11 protein-coding genes and 1 pseudogene are annotated in these 18,875 nt (G+C 62.0%); 6 read left to right on the forward strand and 6 right to left on the reverse strand.

Features of this window, described 5'->3' with window-relative positions:
* Nucleotides 1-70: 70 nt before the first annotated feature.
* The 4 genes from ABIZ35_RS05715 to ABIZ35_RS05730 all read left to right on the forward strand — a co-directional run bounded on the left by ABIZ35_RS05715 (nucleotide 71) and on the right by ABIZ35_RS05730 (nucleotide 2,505).
* Entirely contained in the window at nucleotides 71-313 is a 243-nt protein-coding gene (locus ABIZ35_RS05715) for a hypothetical protein (RefSeq protein ID WP_348218912.1), read from the forward strand.
* The gene (locus ABIZ35_RS05720; RefSeq protein ID WP_348218913.1) at nucleotides 300-1,580 is read left to right on the forward strand and encodes a metallophosphoesterase; all 1,281 of its coding nucleotides are present in this window, start codon (nucleotides 300-302) and stop codon (nucleotides 1,578-1,580) included. The genes ABIZ35_RS05715 and ABIZ35_RS05720 overlap by 14 nt, the downstream gene beginning before the upstream one ends.
* 27 nt (nucleotides 1,581-1,607) lie before the next feature.
* Nucleotides 1,608-1,829, forward strand: a complete 222-nt coding sequence (locus tag ABIZ35_RS05725) for a hypothetical protein (protein ID WP_348218914.1) — start codon at nucleotides 1,608-1,610, stop codon at nucleotides 1,827-1,829.
* Nucleotides 1,830-1,902: 73 nt separating this feature from the next.
* Nucleotides 1,903-2,505, forward strand: coding sequence for a hypothetical protein (locus ABIZ35_RS05730; protein ID WP_348218915.1), 603 nt, complete (start codon nucleotides 1,903-1,905; stop codon nucleotides 2,503-2,505).
* Nucleotides 2,506-2,552: 47 nt separating this feature from the next.
* Here the strand turns inward: ABIZ35_RS05730 and ABIZ35_RS05735 are convergent, their stop codons facing one another.
* Entirely contained in the window at nucleotides 2,553-2,921 is a 369-nt protein-coding gene (locus tag ABIZ35_RS05735) for a nuclear transport factor 2 family protein (protein ID WP_348218916.1), read from the reverse strand.
* On the reverse strand, nucleotides 2,921-4,156 hold the full coding sequence (locus ABIZ35_RS05740; protein ID WP_348218917.1) for a citrate synthase family protein: 1,236 nt from the start codon (nucleotides 4,154-4,156) through the stop codon (nucleotides 2,921-2,923). The genes ABIZ35_RS05735 and ABIZ35_RS05740 overlap by 1 nt, the downstream gene beginning before the upstream one ends.
* Before the next feature lie 110 nt (nucleotides 4,157-4,266).
* Here ABIZ35_RS05740 and ABIZ35_RS05745 point away from each other — a divergent pair, with 110 nt between their 5' ends.
* Nucleotides 4,267-5,388, forward strand: a complete 1,122-nt coding sequence (locus ABIZ35_RS05745; RefSeq protein WP_348218918.1) for a citrate synthase/methylcitrate synthase — start codon at nucleotides 4,267-4,269, stop codon at nucleotides 5,386-5,388.
* Between the two features lie 49 nt (nucleotides 5,389-5,437).
* On the opposite strand, the gene ABIZ35_RS05750 is transcribed toward ABIZ35_RS05745, so the two are convergent.
* The 4 genes from ABIZ35_RS05750 to ABIZ35_RS05765 form a co-directional block, all read right to left on the reverse strand.
* Complete coding sequence (locus tag ABIZ35_RS05750) at nucleotides 5,438-8,983, reverse strand: PA14 domain-containing protein (RefSeq protein ID WP_348218919.1); 3,546 nt, start codon at nucleotides 8,981-8,983, stop codon at nucleotides 5,438-5,440.
* Between the two features lie 257 nt (nucleotides 8,984-9,240).
* Nucleotides 9,241-12,780 carry a PA14 domain-containing protein gene (locus ABIZ35_RS05755; RefSeq protein WP_348218920.1) on the reverse strand — a complete coding sequence of 1,180 codons (3,540 nt, stop codon included), beginning with the start codon at nucleotides 12,778-12,780 and terminating at the stop codon, nucleotides 9,241-9,243.
* Nucleotides 12,781-12,892: 112 nt separating this feature from the next.
* Nucleotides 12,893-13,945 carry a hypothetical protein gene (locus ABIZ35_RS05760; protein WP_348218921.1) on the reverse strand — a complete coding sequence of 351 codons (1,053 nt, stop codon included), beginning with the start codon at nucleotides 13,943-13,945 and terminating at the stop codon, nucleotides 12,893-12,895.
* A gap of 285 nt (nucleotides 13,946-14,230) precedes the next feature.
* Nucleotides 14,231-17,023, reverse strand: a complete 2,793-nt coding sequence (locus ABIZ35_RS05765) for a glycoside hydrolase family 2 TIM barrel-domain containing protein (protein WP_348218922.1) — start codon at nucleotides 17,021-17,023, stop codon at nucleotides 14,231-14,233.
* Between the two features lie 151 nt (nucleotides 17,024-17,174).
* Between ABIZ35_RS05765 and ABIZ35_RS05770 the strand changes: the two are divergent.
* Nucleotides 17,175-18,875 (forward strand): annotated as a pseudogene (locus ABIZ35_RS05770) (hypothetical protein); the annotation flags it as partial.

Consider the following 18,875-nt stretch of genomic DNA (forward strand, 5'->3'; position numbering starts at 1 on the left):
TGACATGATTGACGCCCGCGTGCTTGTCCGTTATAATGTCGCCATCTACTGACTGCAATCGGAGGCGACTATGGATCGTGACACCGCCGTCCTTATCGGCCGGGCCGCGAAACGCGGATTTGTGACGGGGTTCGCTGCGGCGCTTTTGCTCGTGACGGTCGTGGGCTTCTTCCTGAGTGGAGGGATGCTTTTGTTCCGGCAGGGAGCCGTCCTGGGGCTGAGCATTGGGATCGGGATCATCATCGGCGGGACGATTTTGAACGTCGTCGTCGGCCTGTTCGATCAAACCAAGAACGACATTGCCGGAGGATAACTCGCTGAATCCCATCTGGAAACGCTTTGGGAGCCGCATCGGCCCCCTTGCCGTCTATGTGACCGTCTTCGTCCTTGTCTGGCGCCTGTTCACCGGCGCATGGCGGATCGGCGCCGAGCATATCGCCTCCGGCCTGATCTATGGGCTGGGTGCGCTGTGCGGATTCGCCGTCGCCATCGTGCTGGGGACGATGTGGGTCACATACGCCGGTCCGGCGCAGGAGTGGCTGATGGAGCGCTTTTGGGATCCTCCGCAGCCGACGGAAGTCACGCCCGCAGGCGCCGATGGGCCGCTAGGGATTATCGTCTCGGACCTGCATATCGATACGTGGGAGTACGCCAAAAGCGGCGGCGTTTCGGAGCGCCAGACCCGTTTTTTGGATTTGCTCGCCACCATCAAGTCCAATCCCAGGATCGATAGCTTTTATTTAAACGGCGATCTGATGGATCTCCCGCTGCACCCCGATGAGAACAAGCCCGAGCCGCTGATGCTGCGCCTGAGCGAATCTCTCGCCACCGAGCAGGGCGTTCTGCTGGAGCGTTATGACCCTGTTCTTGAGCCCCTGCTCCGCCTCACGCAGCCCGAACCAGGACAGCAGCCGGTCCGCCGCGCCATCTTCCAGACCGGCAACCACGATATCGGGATCAGCGGACTGCGCTATGTGCGCCCAAAGATGCCGGATTACCTGCCCGGGGTCCAGAGCGCCTGGAACCCCTCCCTGCTGCTCTGCACCGACGCCGAGGGCGGCGATTACCCACACTGGACCTATATGGAGCACGGGCACCACTGGGATCCGTACCTGTGGCTTTACATGCGCTACGCTCTGCTCGATGTCCTGCGCTACGGCCACCGCCGCCGCGAAGGCCAGCTCGTTTCAGGAATGCAGCGCAAGGGCAAAGTCGGCATGGGCAAGCAGACGATCGTCCAGGACGCCCATCTGCTCCCGGCGCTTCCTAAGGGAACCAGCAGCAACCACTTCGCAGGTCTTCAAGGGAGCCGGGGGGAAAAGCTGGTCCTCCTGCGGTATCGTCAGGCCGCGCGCCGCACCTTCCGCGAGTTCCATCGCGAAGGTCAGAAAAATATCCAGAGCATCGTGATCGGCCACACCCACCACCCCGACCGTTACGTCTTCCGAGGCGGTCAGGTCTACATCAACACCGGCGACTGGTCCGGCCATACCAAACACTGCGCCTATTGCGTCATCGATCCCGACGGCGGCGTACGCGGCCCGTTTCAATGGGAAGATGCAGCGAAGGCGGAATTCTAACACGCCGCCCACGGGTATAACCCTCTCATGAACAAGAAACAGATCGCGGCGCTGGTGATCGGCGTACTGGCGTGCTTCGCCGTGACGCGGCTGCCGTGGCAAATGCAGATGCAGCAGGGCAAAACTCAGACGCTGGCGGACGGCACGATCGTTCACACCATGAACGCGCAGTTTCCTCCGGGAGAACTTGTCGCCATGATCGCGGTGGCCGCCGCCGCAGGATTTATCTTTTACAAAATGCGCGGCTGAGAGCAAGGGAGGAAATAAGCGTCCAGCCATGGAATTAAATGTTAAGAACGAATCTGACTGGAATACGTAAATAATGTTGCAAGGAATACTGATACTGGCGGCGACAAGCGGGATGATCGCTCCGGCGCTTCCTCCGAAAGCGAAGGCTCAGAAAACGGTAATGGTGGTGGTGGACTATGTCAGTGTCGGAAGCGCGGACTTCGACGCCGCCGGCAAGCGGGCGCGCAAGGGTCCCAATCACGATGCGGATCTGCTGGCGGCCCTGCGGGAAGGCGGCGCCACCGATTTCCAGGGCGCGAGGGTGACGGCGAAGGCGGATCAGACCGTCCACTGCGAATCCAGGACCACGCAGCATGGCGCGCTGATCATTGATGATAAATCGGTGAGTGGTTACTTGCAGACAGTCTTCAAAGCAGAAATCACGCCGCACTTCCCGGGCGCGGGCGGGATCTCCATTCGCCTGAAACTGGACAAAATCGACACGGTGCTCGATCCTGTTCCCGGCAAGCCGCATCGGAAGACCATTCTCACCACGGCGCTGTTTCGTGATGGAAAGACGACGATGATCGACACCTTCACAAGCTCCCATTGGCGCTCGGGCGCGGGCGCGAAAACCCAGCTCCATGCTCCGTGGAAACAGATGGTCTTTTTGACGGCGACCGTGAACGTTCCATAACGCTTTCAATTTTGAGCGGCGACGCCTTCCGCCAAGGAAGGCGTCTTTTATTTGCCCGTCGCGGGCCTGTAATGACACTGTACTCGCGTGAATTTGCCGTCTTCTCCCAGCTCGAAATACTCCGCCGCCATCAAATCCCGCACGCTTTTGTAATGAATCACCAGACTGTCCACACCCGCGAAAGCATGACCGAATTCGAAGCGCAGATCCGGGAACGCGGCGAGGGCGCGAGTGAAGTAGTCGCGTACGGCGGCCTTGCCGCGCATCTCGCCCCTGGGATCGCCCAGCATCTGCACGGCGAACGGCGAGACGTAAGTAACATTGTCGGCGTAATGCGACAGGATATGCTCTAAGTTATGTGCGTTCCAGGCCTCGATCCAGTCGAGCGCCAGCGCGTCGGCTTGTTCTTGCGTCATTATTCCTCCAGTGTTCCAGGACGGGGACCGCTGTAGCGGGCGCGGGGACGGATCAGCCGGTCCGCTCGATATTCTTCGATGGCGTGCCCAATCCAGCCGACGGACCGCCCAAGCTCGAAGAGAGTCAGCGCCGCGCCGGGCGGCAGGCCCAGCGCTCCGCGGAGCGCCACCAGACCGAAATCAATGGTCGGATGTTCACCAAGCAGAGCGCTCCCTTCCCGCGCGACAGCCTCCGCCAACGCCCATTCCCGTGATTTTTGGCCGATCTCACGCGCCATCTCCAGAAGCAAACGCCCACGCGGATCGCCCTCGGGATACAGAGGGTGCCCGAACCCGGGAACCGCCTCGCCCCGCCGCAGACGGGCACGCAGCGCCGATCCCGCCTGCTCGGGCGCCGCGCATTCGCGCAGCAGCGCCTCCACACGGCTTGTGGCGCCGCCGTGCTTTGTCCCCTGAAAGGCCGCCAGCCCTCCGAGAACAGCATGATACGCCGTTGCGCCCGCCGACGCCACGCAGCGCGCGGTGAACGACGACACGCTCAGCTCATGATCCACGCACAGCACCAGAGCGGCGTCCAGCACGCGTTCGGCGTCACGCTCCAATCCCCAGGCTCGCGCCAGTGCGCCCGATATTCTCTCATCACCGTCCAGCGCATCCCGGCCCGCAGCCAGCGTCGTCATGAGACGCAGGATTCGCGCGCCGGTTCGCGCCACCTGAGCCGGGCGAAAATCCCATGCCCCTCCGTCCTCCGCGCACGCCGCCGGAAGCAGTGTGAGAAATAGCTCCGTGGGCGGCGCCTCCGACAATGCCCGACGCAGCGTCCGCAGGCTCGGCGAAAGCAGCGCCGGCGGCGAACCGAACACCAGCGCCTCTTCCGCAAAGTCTCCCGTCCAGAACAGCGCGGCGACACTTTCCAGAGAGTGGGTGCGCGCAAGACCGCCAATCTCACGCCCACGGTAATAACAGCGCCCACCCTCCACAAGCGTCAGTTTGGATTCCAGCAAGGGCAGCCCCCAGCTGAGCGCCTCCCCAACCCCTTGCTCCGGATTATGGCGCAGCTCCCGGCGCTGACGCAAGCGCCGCACATCCTCCGCCGGATACCGCCGCGATCGTTTGGCGTTGTCCTCTCCTTCCGAGCGCAGCATTCCTCGACTGACATAAGAGTAAAGCGTCGCCAGGCTCACGCCAAGCTCAGCAGCAGCTTCCGAAGCACTGAAAAAGTCTTTGGACGACATCGTTTCTCCAATACACATATTGATTAATAAATCAATATTGACAATATTGTTTCATATCACGCATATTAAGACTCAAGATACGAAATTCCTGCTCGGGAGATAAAGAAATCATGGAGACGACTAAAATATTCGCCGATGGCCTGGAAGGCGTCATTGCCGCGCGTACGCGAATCAGTGATGTGGAGGGGGAAGCGGGACGGCTGACGATTGCGGGGGTGGCGCTGGAAGAAATCGCGGGCAAAGCTGCGGCGGAGGAGATGATCCAACTGCTCTGGAATGACGCGCTCCCCTCCTCGGAAGACCACTCCGCTTTCGCGCGCGATCTTGCCCGCCGCCGCGCGCTGCCGGCAACGACCCTGGACCTGCTGAGTGCAGCCGCCATGCGGCAAGCCGATCCGATGGATGCGCTGCGCATGGCGACCGCGACGCTCAGTCTAAATGCGCCTACCGACGACGAGGAGCAGGCGCGCATGATCGTCGCGCGCATTCCGGTCATCGTGGCCGCTTATGAGCGGCTCCTGCATGGGCGCGAACCGGTGGCGCCCCGCCCCGACCTGGACCATGCGGCAAACTATCTTTATTGCCTGACGGGAGAGGAGGCGTCACCGGAGCGTGTGCGCGCCCTGGAGACATACTGGAACACTGTCGCGGACCACGGCCTCAACGCAAGCACGTTTACCGCACGGGTGATCGTGTCCACCGGTTCCGACTTCGTCTCGGCGGTGACCGGAGCAATCGGAGCGCTGAAGGGACCGTTGCACGGCGGAGCGCCCGGCCCGGCGCTGGATATGGTTTTTGAAATCGGAGCGCCGGAGCGAGCCGAGCCGATCTTGCGTGAGAAGCTGGAGCGTGGTGAACGACTGATGGGGTTTGGACATCGGATCTACAAGGTGCGCGATCCCCGCGCCGATGTCCTGGCGTCGGCCGCCGAGCGCCTGTTTGAGAACGACAGCGACCTTTATCCTCTGGCGCTCTCCGTCGAGCAAACGGCGCTGCGTTTGCTGGAGGAATACAAGCCTGGACGGCGGCTTCAGACAAATGTCGAGTTCTACACGGCGCTGCTGCTGCACGGACTCGGGCTGCCAACGCGACTGTTCACGCCGACCTTCGCCGCCGGACGCGCCGCTGGCTGGCTCGCACACTGCATCGAACAGCGACGAACAGGGAGAATTATTCGGCCGCAGTCAGAATATGTGGGAGCGCGGGGAAGGAAGTATCCTTCCCCGGGTTAGGTAGATAAAAACCGAAACCGGGGAAGGTGAGAACGAGACGGACACTAGATCAGTGCGCGGTCACGTTATAGGTCGCGCTCTTGCTGGTGGAGCCGAGGGTCGCGGTCACGGTGATCACTGTGTCCTGGCTGACCAGCGGCGGAGTGACGCGGTACCAGGCGGCGTAAGCGCCGGCGGGGATTGTCAGCGTGGCGCCCGCAGGGATTAAGCCGGCGGTGGGACTGGAGAGCTTCACGAGAATGCCGCCAGCGGGCGCGGGAGTGTAGAGGACCACCCCCACCCCAGTTTGAACCCCGCCTTTGCCGCTCGCGGAGGCGAAGGCGATGCTCTGGAACGTCGCCTGAACCGTCACGCTCGCCGTTTGCGTCACCCCGCCGAACGTTCCCGTCAGAGTCACCAGAGTGTCGGCGCCGACCGGCTTGGTCGTCAAAGATCCCAGCGCCGTGAGGGCGCCGGCGGGAATGACGACTGAGCCGGCTGAGATTGACGGCGAGCTGGCTGAGATCGGAACCGTGACCCCGCCCGCCGGCGCCGGGCTGAGAAGAGTCGCCCGCACGGGGAGGGCCGTTCCGGCCAGCACGGTGGAGTTCGCGCTGACGCTTCGAAGTACGGCTGGCTTCACGGTATAGGAAGCGGTTTTCGTGATCGAGCCCAGTGTCGCCGTGGCGGTGATGACAGTGTCCGTCGTGACGGGCGCCGGGGTGACCTTATACCAGGCGCTATATGCGCCGGCGGGTATGGTGATCGTCGCTCCCGCCGGGATCAGGGTCGAGCCGGGGCTGGCGAGCTTCACCGTGACGCCGCCCGTCGGAGCCGGGGCGTAAAGAGCCACGCCGACCGACGTATAGACGCCGCCGTAGCCGCTCGGGGCGGCGAACGAGATCGATTGGAAGGTCGCCTGGATCGTGACGCTTGTGGTGACGGTCACGCCCTTATAGGCTCCAGTCAGGGTGACGGGCGTATCGGCGGTGACGATCTTGGTGGCCAGTGAGATGGTTCCCGTGGTCGCGCCGGCGGGAATGACGATGGAGCCGCCGGTCACCGCCGCCGAATTACTGGTGATGGGGATGGTCGCGCCGCCCGCAGGCGCCTTGCCGAGGAGCGTCGCCTTGACGGCGAGGGGCTGCCCGCCAACTAAGCTGGCGGCCGTCAGCGTCTTGAGCACCGGCGGGGTCACCGTGAAGTTCGCGCTCTTGCTCACGCCGCCGATCGTGGCGGTCGCCGTAATCACGGTATTCGCCGAAACGGCGGTTGGCGTCAGCGTCAGCCATGCGGACGAAGCACCGGCGGGAACCGTCAGGATCGTACCAGGCGGGATCGCGCCGGTGTCTGAGCTGGACATCGCCACGGCGGCGCCGCCGGCCCCGGCCGCCTCGCTCAGCGTTACTCCGACCGCCACCGGTACGCCGCCCGGTCCGGAGACCGCGTTGAAGCCGATGGCCTTCACCGTCGCCGGCGCCGGATACAGCCGAAACTGTGGAATGATCGGCTCGTTGAGACCGAGACTGTACCAGCCCAGATGCGCCGCTGCGGAGCCGCCGTCCTCGTAGTACTCCATGCGGATATCGTACTTCTGTCCGCCCTGCAGCTCGATAAAGTTGCTATCGATCTCGGACGCTCCCTGATTGACCCACTGATCGGTGATGAGTTCGCCGTTGACCCACAGGCGTACACCGTCATCCGTGAACGTCATGAAGGTAAAGTAGTCGGTATACGGCGCCACCACGCTTCCGGTCCAGACCGCGGAGAAGTGATCCGGGTTCACGATGGGATTGGGAGAATTATTGCCCCAATCAAAGTCCACCGTGGGATCGACGCGGCTCAGAACCGGCGTTCCCTTGAACGGATTAACCAGAGGATAGACACTGTCCGGGGGGTCGTTGTAGTACTGGACGGTCAGACCGGTCCCTTCTGTGGGCGTGGGCAGCAGGCCATAAACACAGAGCTGGCAGGGACCACCGCTGCCGTTGCCCCAGCTGGGAATGTAGACCTTACCGTTGCTGACCGTGGGAGCCACGAATTTAGCGTATCGGCCGATGTCGTCGCGCGAGGGAACGTCCTTGCTGGTCCAGAGCACGTGCGAGACATTTGAGGCGTCGAACGCCGAAAGAACTCCCGCCACCGCGTGCGGATGGGCGTCGTCGTCATACGGCGTCGCGGCCCAGACGATGCCCGAATTGGCGGCGGCGCCATTGGATGAGACGCTCAGGAACCCGCCCGGCGCGCCCGCGTTGTAGAACGGCGCCCGGAACGGTCCGTGCGCGATCGCCGTACTGTTGAACGAACCGTGATTGGCGTCGGCGCCGTTCAGGAACTGGTACTGGCGCAGAGTATCGTTCGCCCCCCAGACATAGATATACTGGCCGGATGCGTTCTTCCAGTAGACCGGCGACCCCTGGATCGGTCCACTCTGCCCAGAGGCCGGGAAAGTCGCTTGGAACTCCTGTACAACATTGTCGGTGCTATTGATCTTCCCCATGTTGTCCGTATTGAGCAGATAAAGCTTGCCTTCCTTGCCGCCGCCGAGGATCAGCTTCGTTCCCGGAACGCCAAGAATTCCCGCCGAGCCCAGATCGGCGCCCGACGACTTCAGCGTGTTCCAGTTGGAGGGCGTGAAGTAGTCTTTGTTGGTGAGCGCGCCGGCCGCGTCCGTCCCCAGCTTGAGCACGCTTTCGCCGAAGTTATTGGTCCCATCAAACGTGCCGTTGCTGGTCATGAAGTAGATGTTGCCGGCGGCGTCGGTCGTCAGGCCCTGCCCTGACTGCCAGATCCCTGCCAGATACCCGCGAGGTGAGGAGTTCCAGACGCCCACCTGAGACAGGTCGGACGCATTGTAGCCAGCGATCGAGCCATGAGCCGGGCTCATGTCGCCATGGGATCCCCACGCGATATAGACAACGCCATTTTGCAGCAGCAGCGCGGGGCGCTGGTTTTGAAGGCGAGAGTCAAACAGCGTCGTGGTGCTGTCTAGGGTGTACCACGCATCGGCCACGACCGGACTGTCCGGACGCTCCGCGCCTGTATGGATATCGATCGCGTGCAGCTCCTGGCCGTAAAACCCTGAGCTGGGGTCCGCCCAACGGGAGACGACGTAGAGCGTACCCGTGGCCGTATCGATCACCGGCGTGCCGACAATCCCAATATTGCCGTCGAAGTCGCTGTACGTGCTGGAAATATCGCTCTTGTTCATCGGCGACGCGCTTTCAAAGCCGACCGTAACGCTCCAGAGCGGCTGGCCGCCGTTGGCGGAAGGGTCGTCGGCGTCGAACGCGTAGAGCGTGTTGTTGACGGTGGCGACAAAGACGACGTTGTGCACTTTATTATCGACCGGCATCGTCAGCCCCGGCACATAGAGCGGCTGCGCGTAGACCTCATCATCGAGATTATAGGAAAAGAGCTTGCCGAACGTCTTCGAGTTGACGTTGGAGACATTGAGCACCGTCTCCTGAGTGTTCTGTCCGGTGCGCGAGTTGTCGTTGTGCTGCGTCCACACCGCCACGGGCGCGCCAAACGCCGCCGTCGCGCCGAGCGTCAGTGCGGCCGCCGCGCCGCACGCGAGCCGAGTAAATTTTATTGTCAACCATCGATCCATCATTGCGCGCTCCTGTAATCGTCGCCTTATTCATTCGATCTGTCATCAGTATAGCGGCTCAATCGTGACCGCGCCGTGACGATTGACGCCAAAAACGTGACGGATCAAAATGAGTGGCGTACTGTAAGTGAGCGCAGCGTCTTAAAAATTGGTTTTACGCAAACACTGATAGGATTAGAATAGAAAGTGAGGCCCAAGGGGAAGGCCGGCGAACGAATTCGCCGGCCTTCTGTCTTTCCGTATCTTTCGCTCCGTGTCTTTTAGTGCGCGATCACGTTATAGGTCGCGCTCTTGCTGGTGGAGCCGAGGGTCGCGGTCGCCGTGACCTCTGTGTCCTGGTTGACCAGAGGAGGCGTAACGCGGTACCAGGCGGCGTAAGCGCCGGCGGGGATTGTCAGCGTGGCTCCGGCGGGAATGAGCGAGGAGCCGGGGCTCGTGAGCTTCACGACAATGCCGCCAGCGGGCGCAGGAGCGTAGAGGATCACTCCCACCCCGGTTTGAACCCCGCCGTTGCCGCTCGCGGAGGCGAAGGCGATGTTCTGGAACGTCGCCTGGACCGTCACGTTCGCCGTTTGCGTCGCCCCGCCGAACGTTCCCGTCAGAGTCACCGCAGTGTCGGCGCCGACCGGCTTGGTCGCCAGGGACGTCAGCGCCGTAAGGGCGCCGGCGGGAATGACGACTGAGCCGGCCGAGATCGACGGCGAGCTGGCCGAGATCGGAACCGTGACGCCGCCCGCCGGCGCCGGGCTAAACAGCGTGGCGCGCACAGAGAGCGGCGCCCCGGCCAGAACGGAGGCGCTGGTGGTAACGCTGCGAAGCGCCGTCGCCTTCACGGTATAGGACGCTTCGCGAGTGACCGTTCCGAGCGTCGCAGTCGCGGTCACGACTGTGTCCGTCTTGACGGGCGCCGGGGTGACCTTGTACCAGGCGCTATAGGCTCCTGCGGGGACCGTGACGGCAGCGCCAGCCGGAATGAGGGACGATCCGGGGCTGGCCAGCTTGATCGTGACGCCGCCGGCAGACGCCGGAGTGTAGAGGACGACGCCGACGCTCGTGGGCACGCCTCCGTAACCGCTCGTCGCGGCGAAACGGACCGACTGGAACGAGGCCTGGATCGTAACGTTCGCCGTGACCGTCACACCGCGATAGGTCCCGGTCAGGGTGACCGGCGCATCAGCCGTGACGATCTTACTCGTAAGAGACGCCGTTCCGAAGGATGCGCCGGCGGGAATGACGATGGAGCCGCCTGTCACATTAGCCGAATTGCTCGTCACCGGGATGGTGACGCCGCCGGCGGGAGCCTTCCCTAGCAGGGTGGCCTTGACGATCACGTCTTGTCCGCCGACCACGGCGGAAGCGGCCAGCGTTTTGAGCACCGGCGGAGTGACCGTAAAGCTCGCGCTCTTGCTGACGCCGCCGAAAGTGGCGGTCGCGGTAATTACGGTGTCCGCCGAGACAGTCCTGGGAGTCAGCGGCAGCCATGCGCTGCTCGCTCCGGCGGGGATCATCAGGACCGTTCCGGGCGGGATCGCGCTGGTGTCCGAGCTGGACATCGCCACGGCGACGCCGCCGACGCTTGCCGTATCGCTCAGCGTCACACCTACCGCCACCGTGGCGCCGCCAGGTCCGGAGACCGCATTGAAGCCAATGGCCTTCAGCGTTGGGGCGACATACAGCCGCGACTGTGGGATGATCTGCTTATCAATCCCCGGACCGGACCAGGCAAGGTGCGCCGCCGCGCCGCCGCCGTCCTCGTAGTACTCCATGCGGATGTCGTACTTTTTGCCGGCTTCGAGCGACAGCACGGGGCTGCTGTATTCGGTCGGTCCCTCGTCGATCCATTGATCGATCACCAGCGCGCCATTGACCCAGAGACGCACGCCGTCATCGCAAGTCGCGAAGAAGGTGTAATCGCCGGTCGTCGGCGCCAGCACGCGGCCGGTCCAGCGCGCGGAGAAGTGGTCGGTCGTGACGGCCGGGGTCGGCGAGTCGTTGCCCCACTCCCAGTCGACCGTAGGATCAACACGGCTCAAGCTCGGCGCGCCCTGGAACGGGTTGGTCAGTGGATAGGAGCTGTCTGCGGGATCGTTGAAATACTGGACGGCCAAACCAGTTCCGGCGGCGGGCGGAGGCATGAGGCCGTAAACGGAAAGCTGGCAGGGGCCGCCGTTGCCGTCGCCCCAGCTGGGGATATAAACCTTGCCGTTGGTGACAGTCGGCGGAACGAACTTGGCGAACCGGCCGATATCGTCGCGCGACGGGAAATCCTTGCTGGTCCACAGCAGGTGCGAGACATCCGAGGCGTCGAACGCCGAGAGGATCCCCGCCACCGTCTGCTGATTGGCGTTGTCGTTAAATGGCGTCGCGGCCCAGATAATGCCCGACGTCGTCGAGCCGCCATTGGAGGTAACACTCAGGAAGCCGCCCGGCATGCCGCCATTGTAGAGCGGCGCCCGGAACGGTCCGTGTGCGATCGCGGAGGTATTGAACGAGCCGTGGTTGACGTCCGCGCCGTTCAGGAACTGGTACTGGCGCAGATAATCATTCTCGCCCCAGATGTAAATATACTGGCCGGATTGGTTCTTCCAATAAACGGGAGTTCCGTGGATGTGGCCGCTCTGACCCGCCGACGGCGACGTCGCCTGGAACTCCTGCACGATGTTGTCGACGCTGTTGACCTGCCCCAGGTTGCTGGTATTGAGTAGGTAAAGCTTGCCTTCCTTGCCGCCGCACAAAATCAGCTTCGTGCCGGGAATACCCAGCACGCCCGCCGAGCCCAGGTCCGCGTCCCATGCGTTCAGCGTATCCCAGTTCGAAGGCGCAAAGAAGTCCTGGAAGGCGAGAACGCCGGAGGGATTTGTGGAAAGCTTGAGGACGCTTTCGCCAAAGTTGTTCGTGCCATCGAATGTGCCGTTTCCGGTCATGAAGTAGATATTGCCGGCGGCGTCCGTGGTGAGACCCTGCCCGGACTGCCAGATCGAGGACATGTCGCCGGTAGGGGTGGAGTTCCAGACGGTGACCTTGGACAGATCCGAGGTCTTGTAACCGATGATCCACCCATGGTACGGGCTCGTATCGCCATGGGACGCCCACGCGATGTAGATATTTCCCTTCAGCAGCAGCAGCGCCGGACGCTGGTTCTGCAGGCGACTGTCAAAGGTGGTGGTGTTTCCATTGAGGGTGTACGTCGCCTCGATCGTCACCGGGCTGTTCGCGCGCTCTTCTCCGGATTGGATATTAATGGCGTGAAGCTGCTGGACAAAGTTTCCGTTGCCGTCCGTGTGGCGGGACACCACGTAGAGGGTTCCAGCGGCGGTGTCGATCACGGGCGTGCCGACGATGCCCATGTTATTATCGAAGTCGTTGTACCAGCCCGCGATGTCGCTTTTGATCGGGGGGCGCATCCCGGCCGGGGTAAAGTTGCGGCTCCACAGCGGCGCCCCGCCGTTGGCGGCTGGGTTATCCGCATCGAATGCGTAAAGCGAGTTGTTGACGGTGGCCACAAAAACAACGTTGTGCGCCTGGCTGTCAACGCCCATAGTCAGGTTCGGAATATAAAGCGGCTGGGTGTAGACTTGATCGTCGACGGGGTAGCTGAAGAGCTTGCCAAACGTGTTCTTGTTGACATTGGAGACATTGAGCAGCGTCTCCTGCGTGTTCTGTCCCGTGCGGGAGTTGTCGTTGTGCTGTGTCCACACCGTCACAGGCGCGCCAAAGGACGCGGCCGAGCCGAGCGTCAGTGCGGCCGCCGCGCCGAAGGCCAGCTGAGAAAATCTTGCCGTCAACCGTCGATCCATCATTGCGTACTCCTAATGATCGTCTTCGAAAGTAATGGTCCGATAAATAACTTAATCCAGCCTTCGCGTTACGCCCGCTTCTACCGCCCTCGTGAGTAACCCATCCTGGGTTAGGTCACTGCGGCGTCAGCAGCACCGCGTGGATTTCGCCCTGCGCGCTGCGCGCCTGGCATGCGATCTGACCGCGCGCATTCATGCCGTCTCCCTGCAAAAGTGTCCAGCCCGAACCTTTAGGCAGACACTGATTGAGGTCTGCAATCTGGCCGTTCTTCCAGAGAAAGGCGTGGTGGATACGCTCGTTCACCGCGAAGATCCCGACAACTTCTCCGCCGTCGCCGATGGCCCGCGCGCTGACGGTTTCTTCGCCCGGCGAGCCCAGATCGCTCATCCGGCCGTCCTGATACAAAAAGGCGTGCGTGTCGCCGCCGACGCCCGCAAGGCCCACGACGTCGCCCTTGCTGTTGATTGCCGTCGCGATGGCCCATTTGCCTTCCGGCAGCAGCCCCAGGTCCATGATCTTCCCACCACGCCAGATTACGGCGTGATTCATGAAGACCTTCGTGCCGGCGAGCGGGACATTCGCCGATCCGGCGATCGTTCCGGAGGGATTGATCGCGTAGGCGGCGCTGGCGCGGCCACCCGGCAGCAGTCCCAAATCCGTGATCTTGCCCGCGCGCCACATAACCGCATGCTTCTCGCGTTCTTTCGTCTGCGCGGCGCCCACGACGAAGCCCTTCGCATTGACGCCGAACGCCTGGCTGTCCCGGCCGCCCAGCGTTCCCAATAAAAACGGCTTACCGGCGCGCGTGACGAACGCGCGGGTGGTCGCCAAACTATCCACTGAGTTGCTGGACGTGCTCATCCAGCCAGCGACAACGCCGCCGCTTTCACTCAGCGAGCGGCTCACGGCGCTATGGTAGCCAGCGGGCAGTGTGAACACCGTCGTCTTTCCAAAGCGCCACAGGGCGGCCTGGGGGGCGGATTCTCCGTCGACCCTGCAGAGCGCCACCGCGCCGGCCCGGTCGACGCTCAGGGAGGTGTTGTCCGCGATAAACGGGGTCACGCCAAGATCAGTGACTTGATATTGGGGCATTTCCGTTTCAGCGGCGCGGACGCCCGCGCCGCCGAACCCCAAGACAGCAACGGCGACAAAAGGCGTCAGTTTCAAAAATTCAACTTTCCACGGCCCCAATCGCCCATTTTCGCGACGATGAAAAAACTAAGAGCTTAAGCGCTTCCAGACGTCGAAAACGCATGCGGACATCCTGCGCCCCTCACATCATATGGCATACTTCGGACCCTGTCAAGCTTCCTCGCTAAATTGCTGTTTAGAAGCCTGTATGATCAGAAATCGGCCCAAACAGCCGACAGAAAAACGTCTTCGCGAGCGTCCCAATGAAACGCTCGCGAAGACGAAATACGAGAACCTGTCCAAATTGTGACTGAAACGATCTCAGCGCGAAAGTTCGCCAAAGTAGAAGCTGACCGAGCCGTGATATTCGCCGGCGGCGACGGTCTTTTTCCCCTGTGGCCCGGTGTCCTCGGCGCGGTGGAACTTGTTGCCAATGGCGGGAATGGCGTGCAGGAACGAGATCCCCGCCGCAGGGAACGGCGCCGCAGCGCCGTGCGTCTGATTCTTGTCCAGCAGCTTCGGAGCCAGCATCTGTAAGAAAAGATCATCCTGGCCAAGAACAGCCGTGATCGGCCCCTCGGTCGTTTGGATCTTCGCCCATCGGACGCCCGCGTAATAGCCTTTGAACTCGGGGTATTTGAATCCCGAATCGCCGGTGGCCGTGTCGTTATATTGATTGCTCCACACGCCCAGTGTTCCGCCCTGCATGCGGTTCTTCCAAACGCGATACGGTCCCTGCCCCAGCCAGGTCATACTCTGGACATTCGCTTCGGGGTAGTCGAAACTCACACCGAAATAGTCCTGGGGGCCGGACGCTGTATAGGCGTACTCCATCCGCACCCAGCCATTGCTCCCAATACGCCATTGCACAGATTTCATATCGCCCGAATATTGGGCGGTGACGATGTAATCCTTCCCGTCAGCATGTCCCACGAGGCTCATCAGGCTCGCGTCCCCAACGGACAATCTCGGCCCGTCGCCCAGGGAGAAACGCTTGCCGGCGCGCTCGGCGAACTCTAGACGACCGGTTTGACGGCTGAACGCCACGGTCAGATCGCCGCTGCGAACCGTCATGCGATCGGATGTCTCCGATGCCTGCACTTTCTCATTGCCGGGCGCTGCGGCGATCTGTTGATAATCTGCGGCGCGCGGCAGCGGCCAGACCCAGGTCCAGAGCTCGCGGCCCCGTGGGTCTTCGACGCGCAGCGAAAGAGCGTCGGCTTGACGCCAGTTCTCCGGCAGTCCCAGACGCAGGGTATTCGCATCGTCTTGGAGGTGCGCCGTTCCCTTGGAAAGTATTGCGTCACCGGACTTCGGAGCATTCGGCCGCGCAAAATTCTTCAGCGTCCATGTGTAACGGCACTGGCGAGCATCGGTAAAGTCGTAACGGTTTTCGACGGTGAGCGTCCCATCAAAATTGGGCGGCAGCTGTTTTTCGCGAATCTGAATGGGAGACCAAATCTCCTTGATCGTAAAGTAACTGGCTTCTTTCTCCCGGTACGGCCCCAAAATTCCATCGGGCGCGAGATTGCCGCGCGTGTCCATATGCCCATCCAGATCGACCCGCTTCACCGTCTCATCCAAGAAGGACCAGACAAATCCGCCGGCGCCGATCTTGCTTTGGCGTACGACATCCCAATAGTCGGAAAGCCCAGCGCCCGCGCCGCCGTCGTACAGGCCATGCAGGAATTCCGTGGGCATCACGACCTTGTTTCCAGAGGTCACCGAGACAAAATGATCGTAGGTGGGATAGTGATCGTCGTTGATCGCTTCGATCGTCCCGCCGGGATGGAGCACCGGGCGATGCTGCGGGTCCCACCGGGCGAACTCCGTGTCCAGCTCCGTGTTCCAGCCGCCCTCATTGCCGTTGTCCCAGAAAAGAATGCTGGGATGGTTGACGTCCCGCGTCACCATCTCTTCAATGAGCTTGCGCCCGATCCCCGTATCGTATTTGTGCTGCCACCCGGCGAGTTCGTCCAGCACGTACAGCCCCATGGCGTCGCAGTCGTCCAGAAAATGCTGATCCGGTGGATAGTGGGACATGCGCACGGCGTTCATGTTCATGTCCTTCATCAATGCAATATCCTGGCGACTGATCTTCTCACTGGTCGCGCGTCCCGAATCTGGCCAAAAGCTATGGCGATTGGAGCCTTTCAAAATCACACGCTTATTATTGACATAGATTCCATCATCGCCGCGCATCTCAATCGTCCGGAAACCAAACGACTTTCGAAGCTGATGCAGGACCGTCTTGCCACGCATTAAGCGCACATCGAGCGCGTACAAATTGGGCGTTTCCGCCGTCCAGAGGCGCGGCTTCGCAATCTGACTTGTCAGGGTGAGAGACGATGATGAGGACGAAATCGGCAACGCGAACGATTTGCCGACCTGATGTCCTTTGAGATCGAGCACCTGCGCCTGGACACTGTCCGCGCCGGTGATCCCCTCGCCATGCACTTCAACGGCAATACTTCCATCGGCTTTCGCATCGATCCCAACACGCGCGAGAAATTCTGAGGGAACGGATTCCAGGTAGACAGGGCGATAGATTCCGCCGAAGTTCCAGTAATCGCCGCGCCGCTCCGCGACATTCAACGAGGCGTCCGCCGACTCATCGGTCACCGAAACGTCGACCTGGTTCTCTTGGCCATACTTGAGCAGCTTCGTGACGTCATATCGGAATTGATAAAAGCCGCCCTGATGCATCGCCCCCGCCGACTGCCCGTTCACTTCAACGCGCGTGTCGGTCATCGCTCCTTCAAAGACAACAAACGTACGCCTTCCGGCCCACGCCGACGGAGCTTTGAACTTGCGGCGATAATGTCCTTCGACGGGAACAATCGGGTCCTTTCCCATGTCCACACCATAAGACAGCTTGCCAAAGCCGTGGAACTCCCAGTTGGACGGAACAGGAATCGTCGTCCACTGGTTGCCACGCTTACCCGCCGTGCAGAAGAAGTCCCATGGGATCGCATCGTCTTTGTCATGCCCGGAGAGATACTGAACCTCCGTCGCCTGCGCATGCGCGGCCGATGGGATGAAGCAGACACACGGCGCAAGGAGCAAAGCGATCGTGAGTGGACGGAAGAAGTGTGAAGTGTTAAGTGGCGTCAATGGCGTTACCTTAAGTGGGGTGGCTGCGGGGAAGTTCTGCGGCGCAGGGGGATATTCCTGTCGGCAAATGACGAATCCATAAAATTAATTGGCTCCATTACCATACTGGTCCCATAAACGAAAGATTGTGGGACCAATGGGGATAGACGGAATGATATCGCCCCAAATGGGATGGATGGAACAAAAAGCGCCCGCTTCGTTAAGAGCGCCGCGCCTTCGGGACGGGTATACTAAAAAGATCATGGATCGGGTGCTCTCGCAGTTTGAGGACGTCGCTGAAGTTATCGCGACCGGTCCGGGAATCGTCAGCTGGAGGGCGCGCGATGCAGGCGGCGACCGTCAGGTGCTGATTAAGCGCCGCACGGGCGAGCTTGGCAAGACACGCGCGACGCAGGCGCTTGGCCTGCGCCACCCCCGCATCGCCCCCGCACGCCGCTGGCTGATCGACGCGGACGCTCTTTATACCATCCGAGACTGGATTCCCGGCCACAGCCTGCGCGCGACACTCGCCGGCGGCGTGGACCGCTCGTTTGACCGCCTGCGCGGCCTGCTGGATCCAGTCCTCGACACCCTCGACTACGCCCATCGCATGGGCGCGCCCCACGGTTCGATCTCTCCCGAAAATATCGTCATTGGCAGCGACGGCGCGAGTTACCTGACGGATTTCGGGACAAGCCGGGGCGCCTCCGGCACGCGTTACGCCCCGCCGTCCCTGCTTGGGCCAAACGGCGCCGCGACCGCCCGCGCCGATTACTACGCACTTTGCGAAATTTACAAAGAATTTCTGCCCGAGCGTTCCCCCGATGATGAAGCCGGAGCGGAGGCGCGCACGCGCCTGATGCGCAATCTGACGGAGATGCAGGCGACCACCGCCACTCCAGATGAACTGCGCTACAAGCTCGACGCCATTACCCGTATGGCCGGCCTGCTGGGGTTCGGCGCGGCGGGCCTGCCTGCGGAGGGCCGGCGTCTCGGCGCAAAGATCGTCTGCATGGTCACTCCCACCACTGCGGTGATCAACGCGGGCGCCGGCACGTCGGTCGTGCTCACCATCTGGAATGAGGGCGACACGCCACTGCATATCGAAGCCGTCGGTTCGGACGCCGTCTGGCTCAATTACCATACACGCTTCACGCCGTTCGTGCTGGCGCCAGACGATGAAATCGATCTGGTCTTCACGCTTTCGGGCGCGCGGCTCCAGCCGGGAGATTACCGGGCGAATATTCAAATCCGATCCAATAGCGGCATGCAGGCCGCCGCACCGAAGTCCGGCGCCACATGGCACGAGCAGATGATCGCGGTTCCAGTCGCCGTAAAGGGGATCGCGACCGCAGCGGCGGCTCCGCCGCCGCTCGCCGAACGCTTGCCCAGCGTCGCTCCCGACTCCGCCCCGCCGCCGTTCGCCTCACAGCCCGCGCCGCCGCCTCTTCCGCCTTCGGGCGCCGCGCCCGATGGCGGGGGGATCGCCTGCACGCAGGAACCCGACCCCGGCTTAGTTCGGTATGGACAAAAGGGTGTGCTGCATATCGGGGTCCGAAATATCGGTTCCGAGCGCATTCGGATCGACAAGGCCGCCGCATCACCGTCCTGGCTGACCTATCCGGGCGAATTTCAGCCGCTCTGGATCGAGCCGGGCGCCACACAGTTCCTCGGTTTCTCCGTCTCCGCGACCTCGCTGACGGCGGGCGATTACAAAGCCGTCATCACCTTCGTCAACAGCGTGGAAGAAAAGACGGAAATGGGCAGCCGCATGGCCTGGCGCGAAATGCACTGCGACGTCCGCGTCCGCGTGGTCAAAGACGTTCCCGCCGGCCAGGTCCCCAGCGCGACGGGATGTGCGCCGATGCTGATT

It is taken from the genome of Capsulimonas sp. (assembly GCF_039929585.1).
GTDB lineage: Bacteria > Armatimonadota > Armatimonadia > Armatimonadales > Capsulimonadaceae > Capsulimonas.

Coding starts and splice junctions, on each gene's coding strand:
- ABIZ35_RS05715 (WP_348218912.1), top strand. CDS start 71: ATGGATCGTGACACCGCCGTCCTTATCGGCCGGGCCGCGAAACGCGGA.
- ABIZ35_RS05725 (WP_348218914.1), top strand. CDS start 1,608: ATGAACAAGAAACAGATCGCGGCGCTGGTGATCGGCGTACTGGCGTGC.
- ABIZ35_RS05730 (WP_348218915.1), top strand. CDS start 1,903: ATGTTGCAAGGAATACTGATACTGGCGGCGACAAGCGGGATGATCGCT.
- ABIZ35_RS05735 (WP_348218916.1), bottom strand. CDS start 2,921: ATGACGCAAGAACAAGCCGACGCGCTGGCGCTCGACTGGATCGAGGCC.
- ABIZ35_RS05740 (WP_348218917.1), bottom strand. CDS start 4,156: ATGTCGTCCAAAGACTTTTTCAGTGCTTCGGAAGCTGCTGCTGAGCTT.
- ABIZ35_RS05745 (WP_348218918.1), top strand. CDS start 4,267: ATGGAGACGACTAAAATATTCGCCGATGGCCTGGAAGGCGTCATTGCC.
- ABIZ35_RS05750 (WP_348218919.1), bottom strand. CDS start 8,983: ATGATGGATCGATGGTTGACAATAAAATTTACTCGGCTCGCGTGCGGC.
- ABIZ35_RS05755 (WP_348218920.1), bottom strand. CDS start 12,780: ATGATGGATCGACGGTTGACGGCAAGATTTTCTCAGCTGGCCTTCGGC.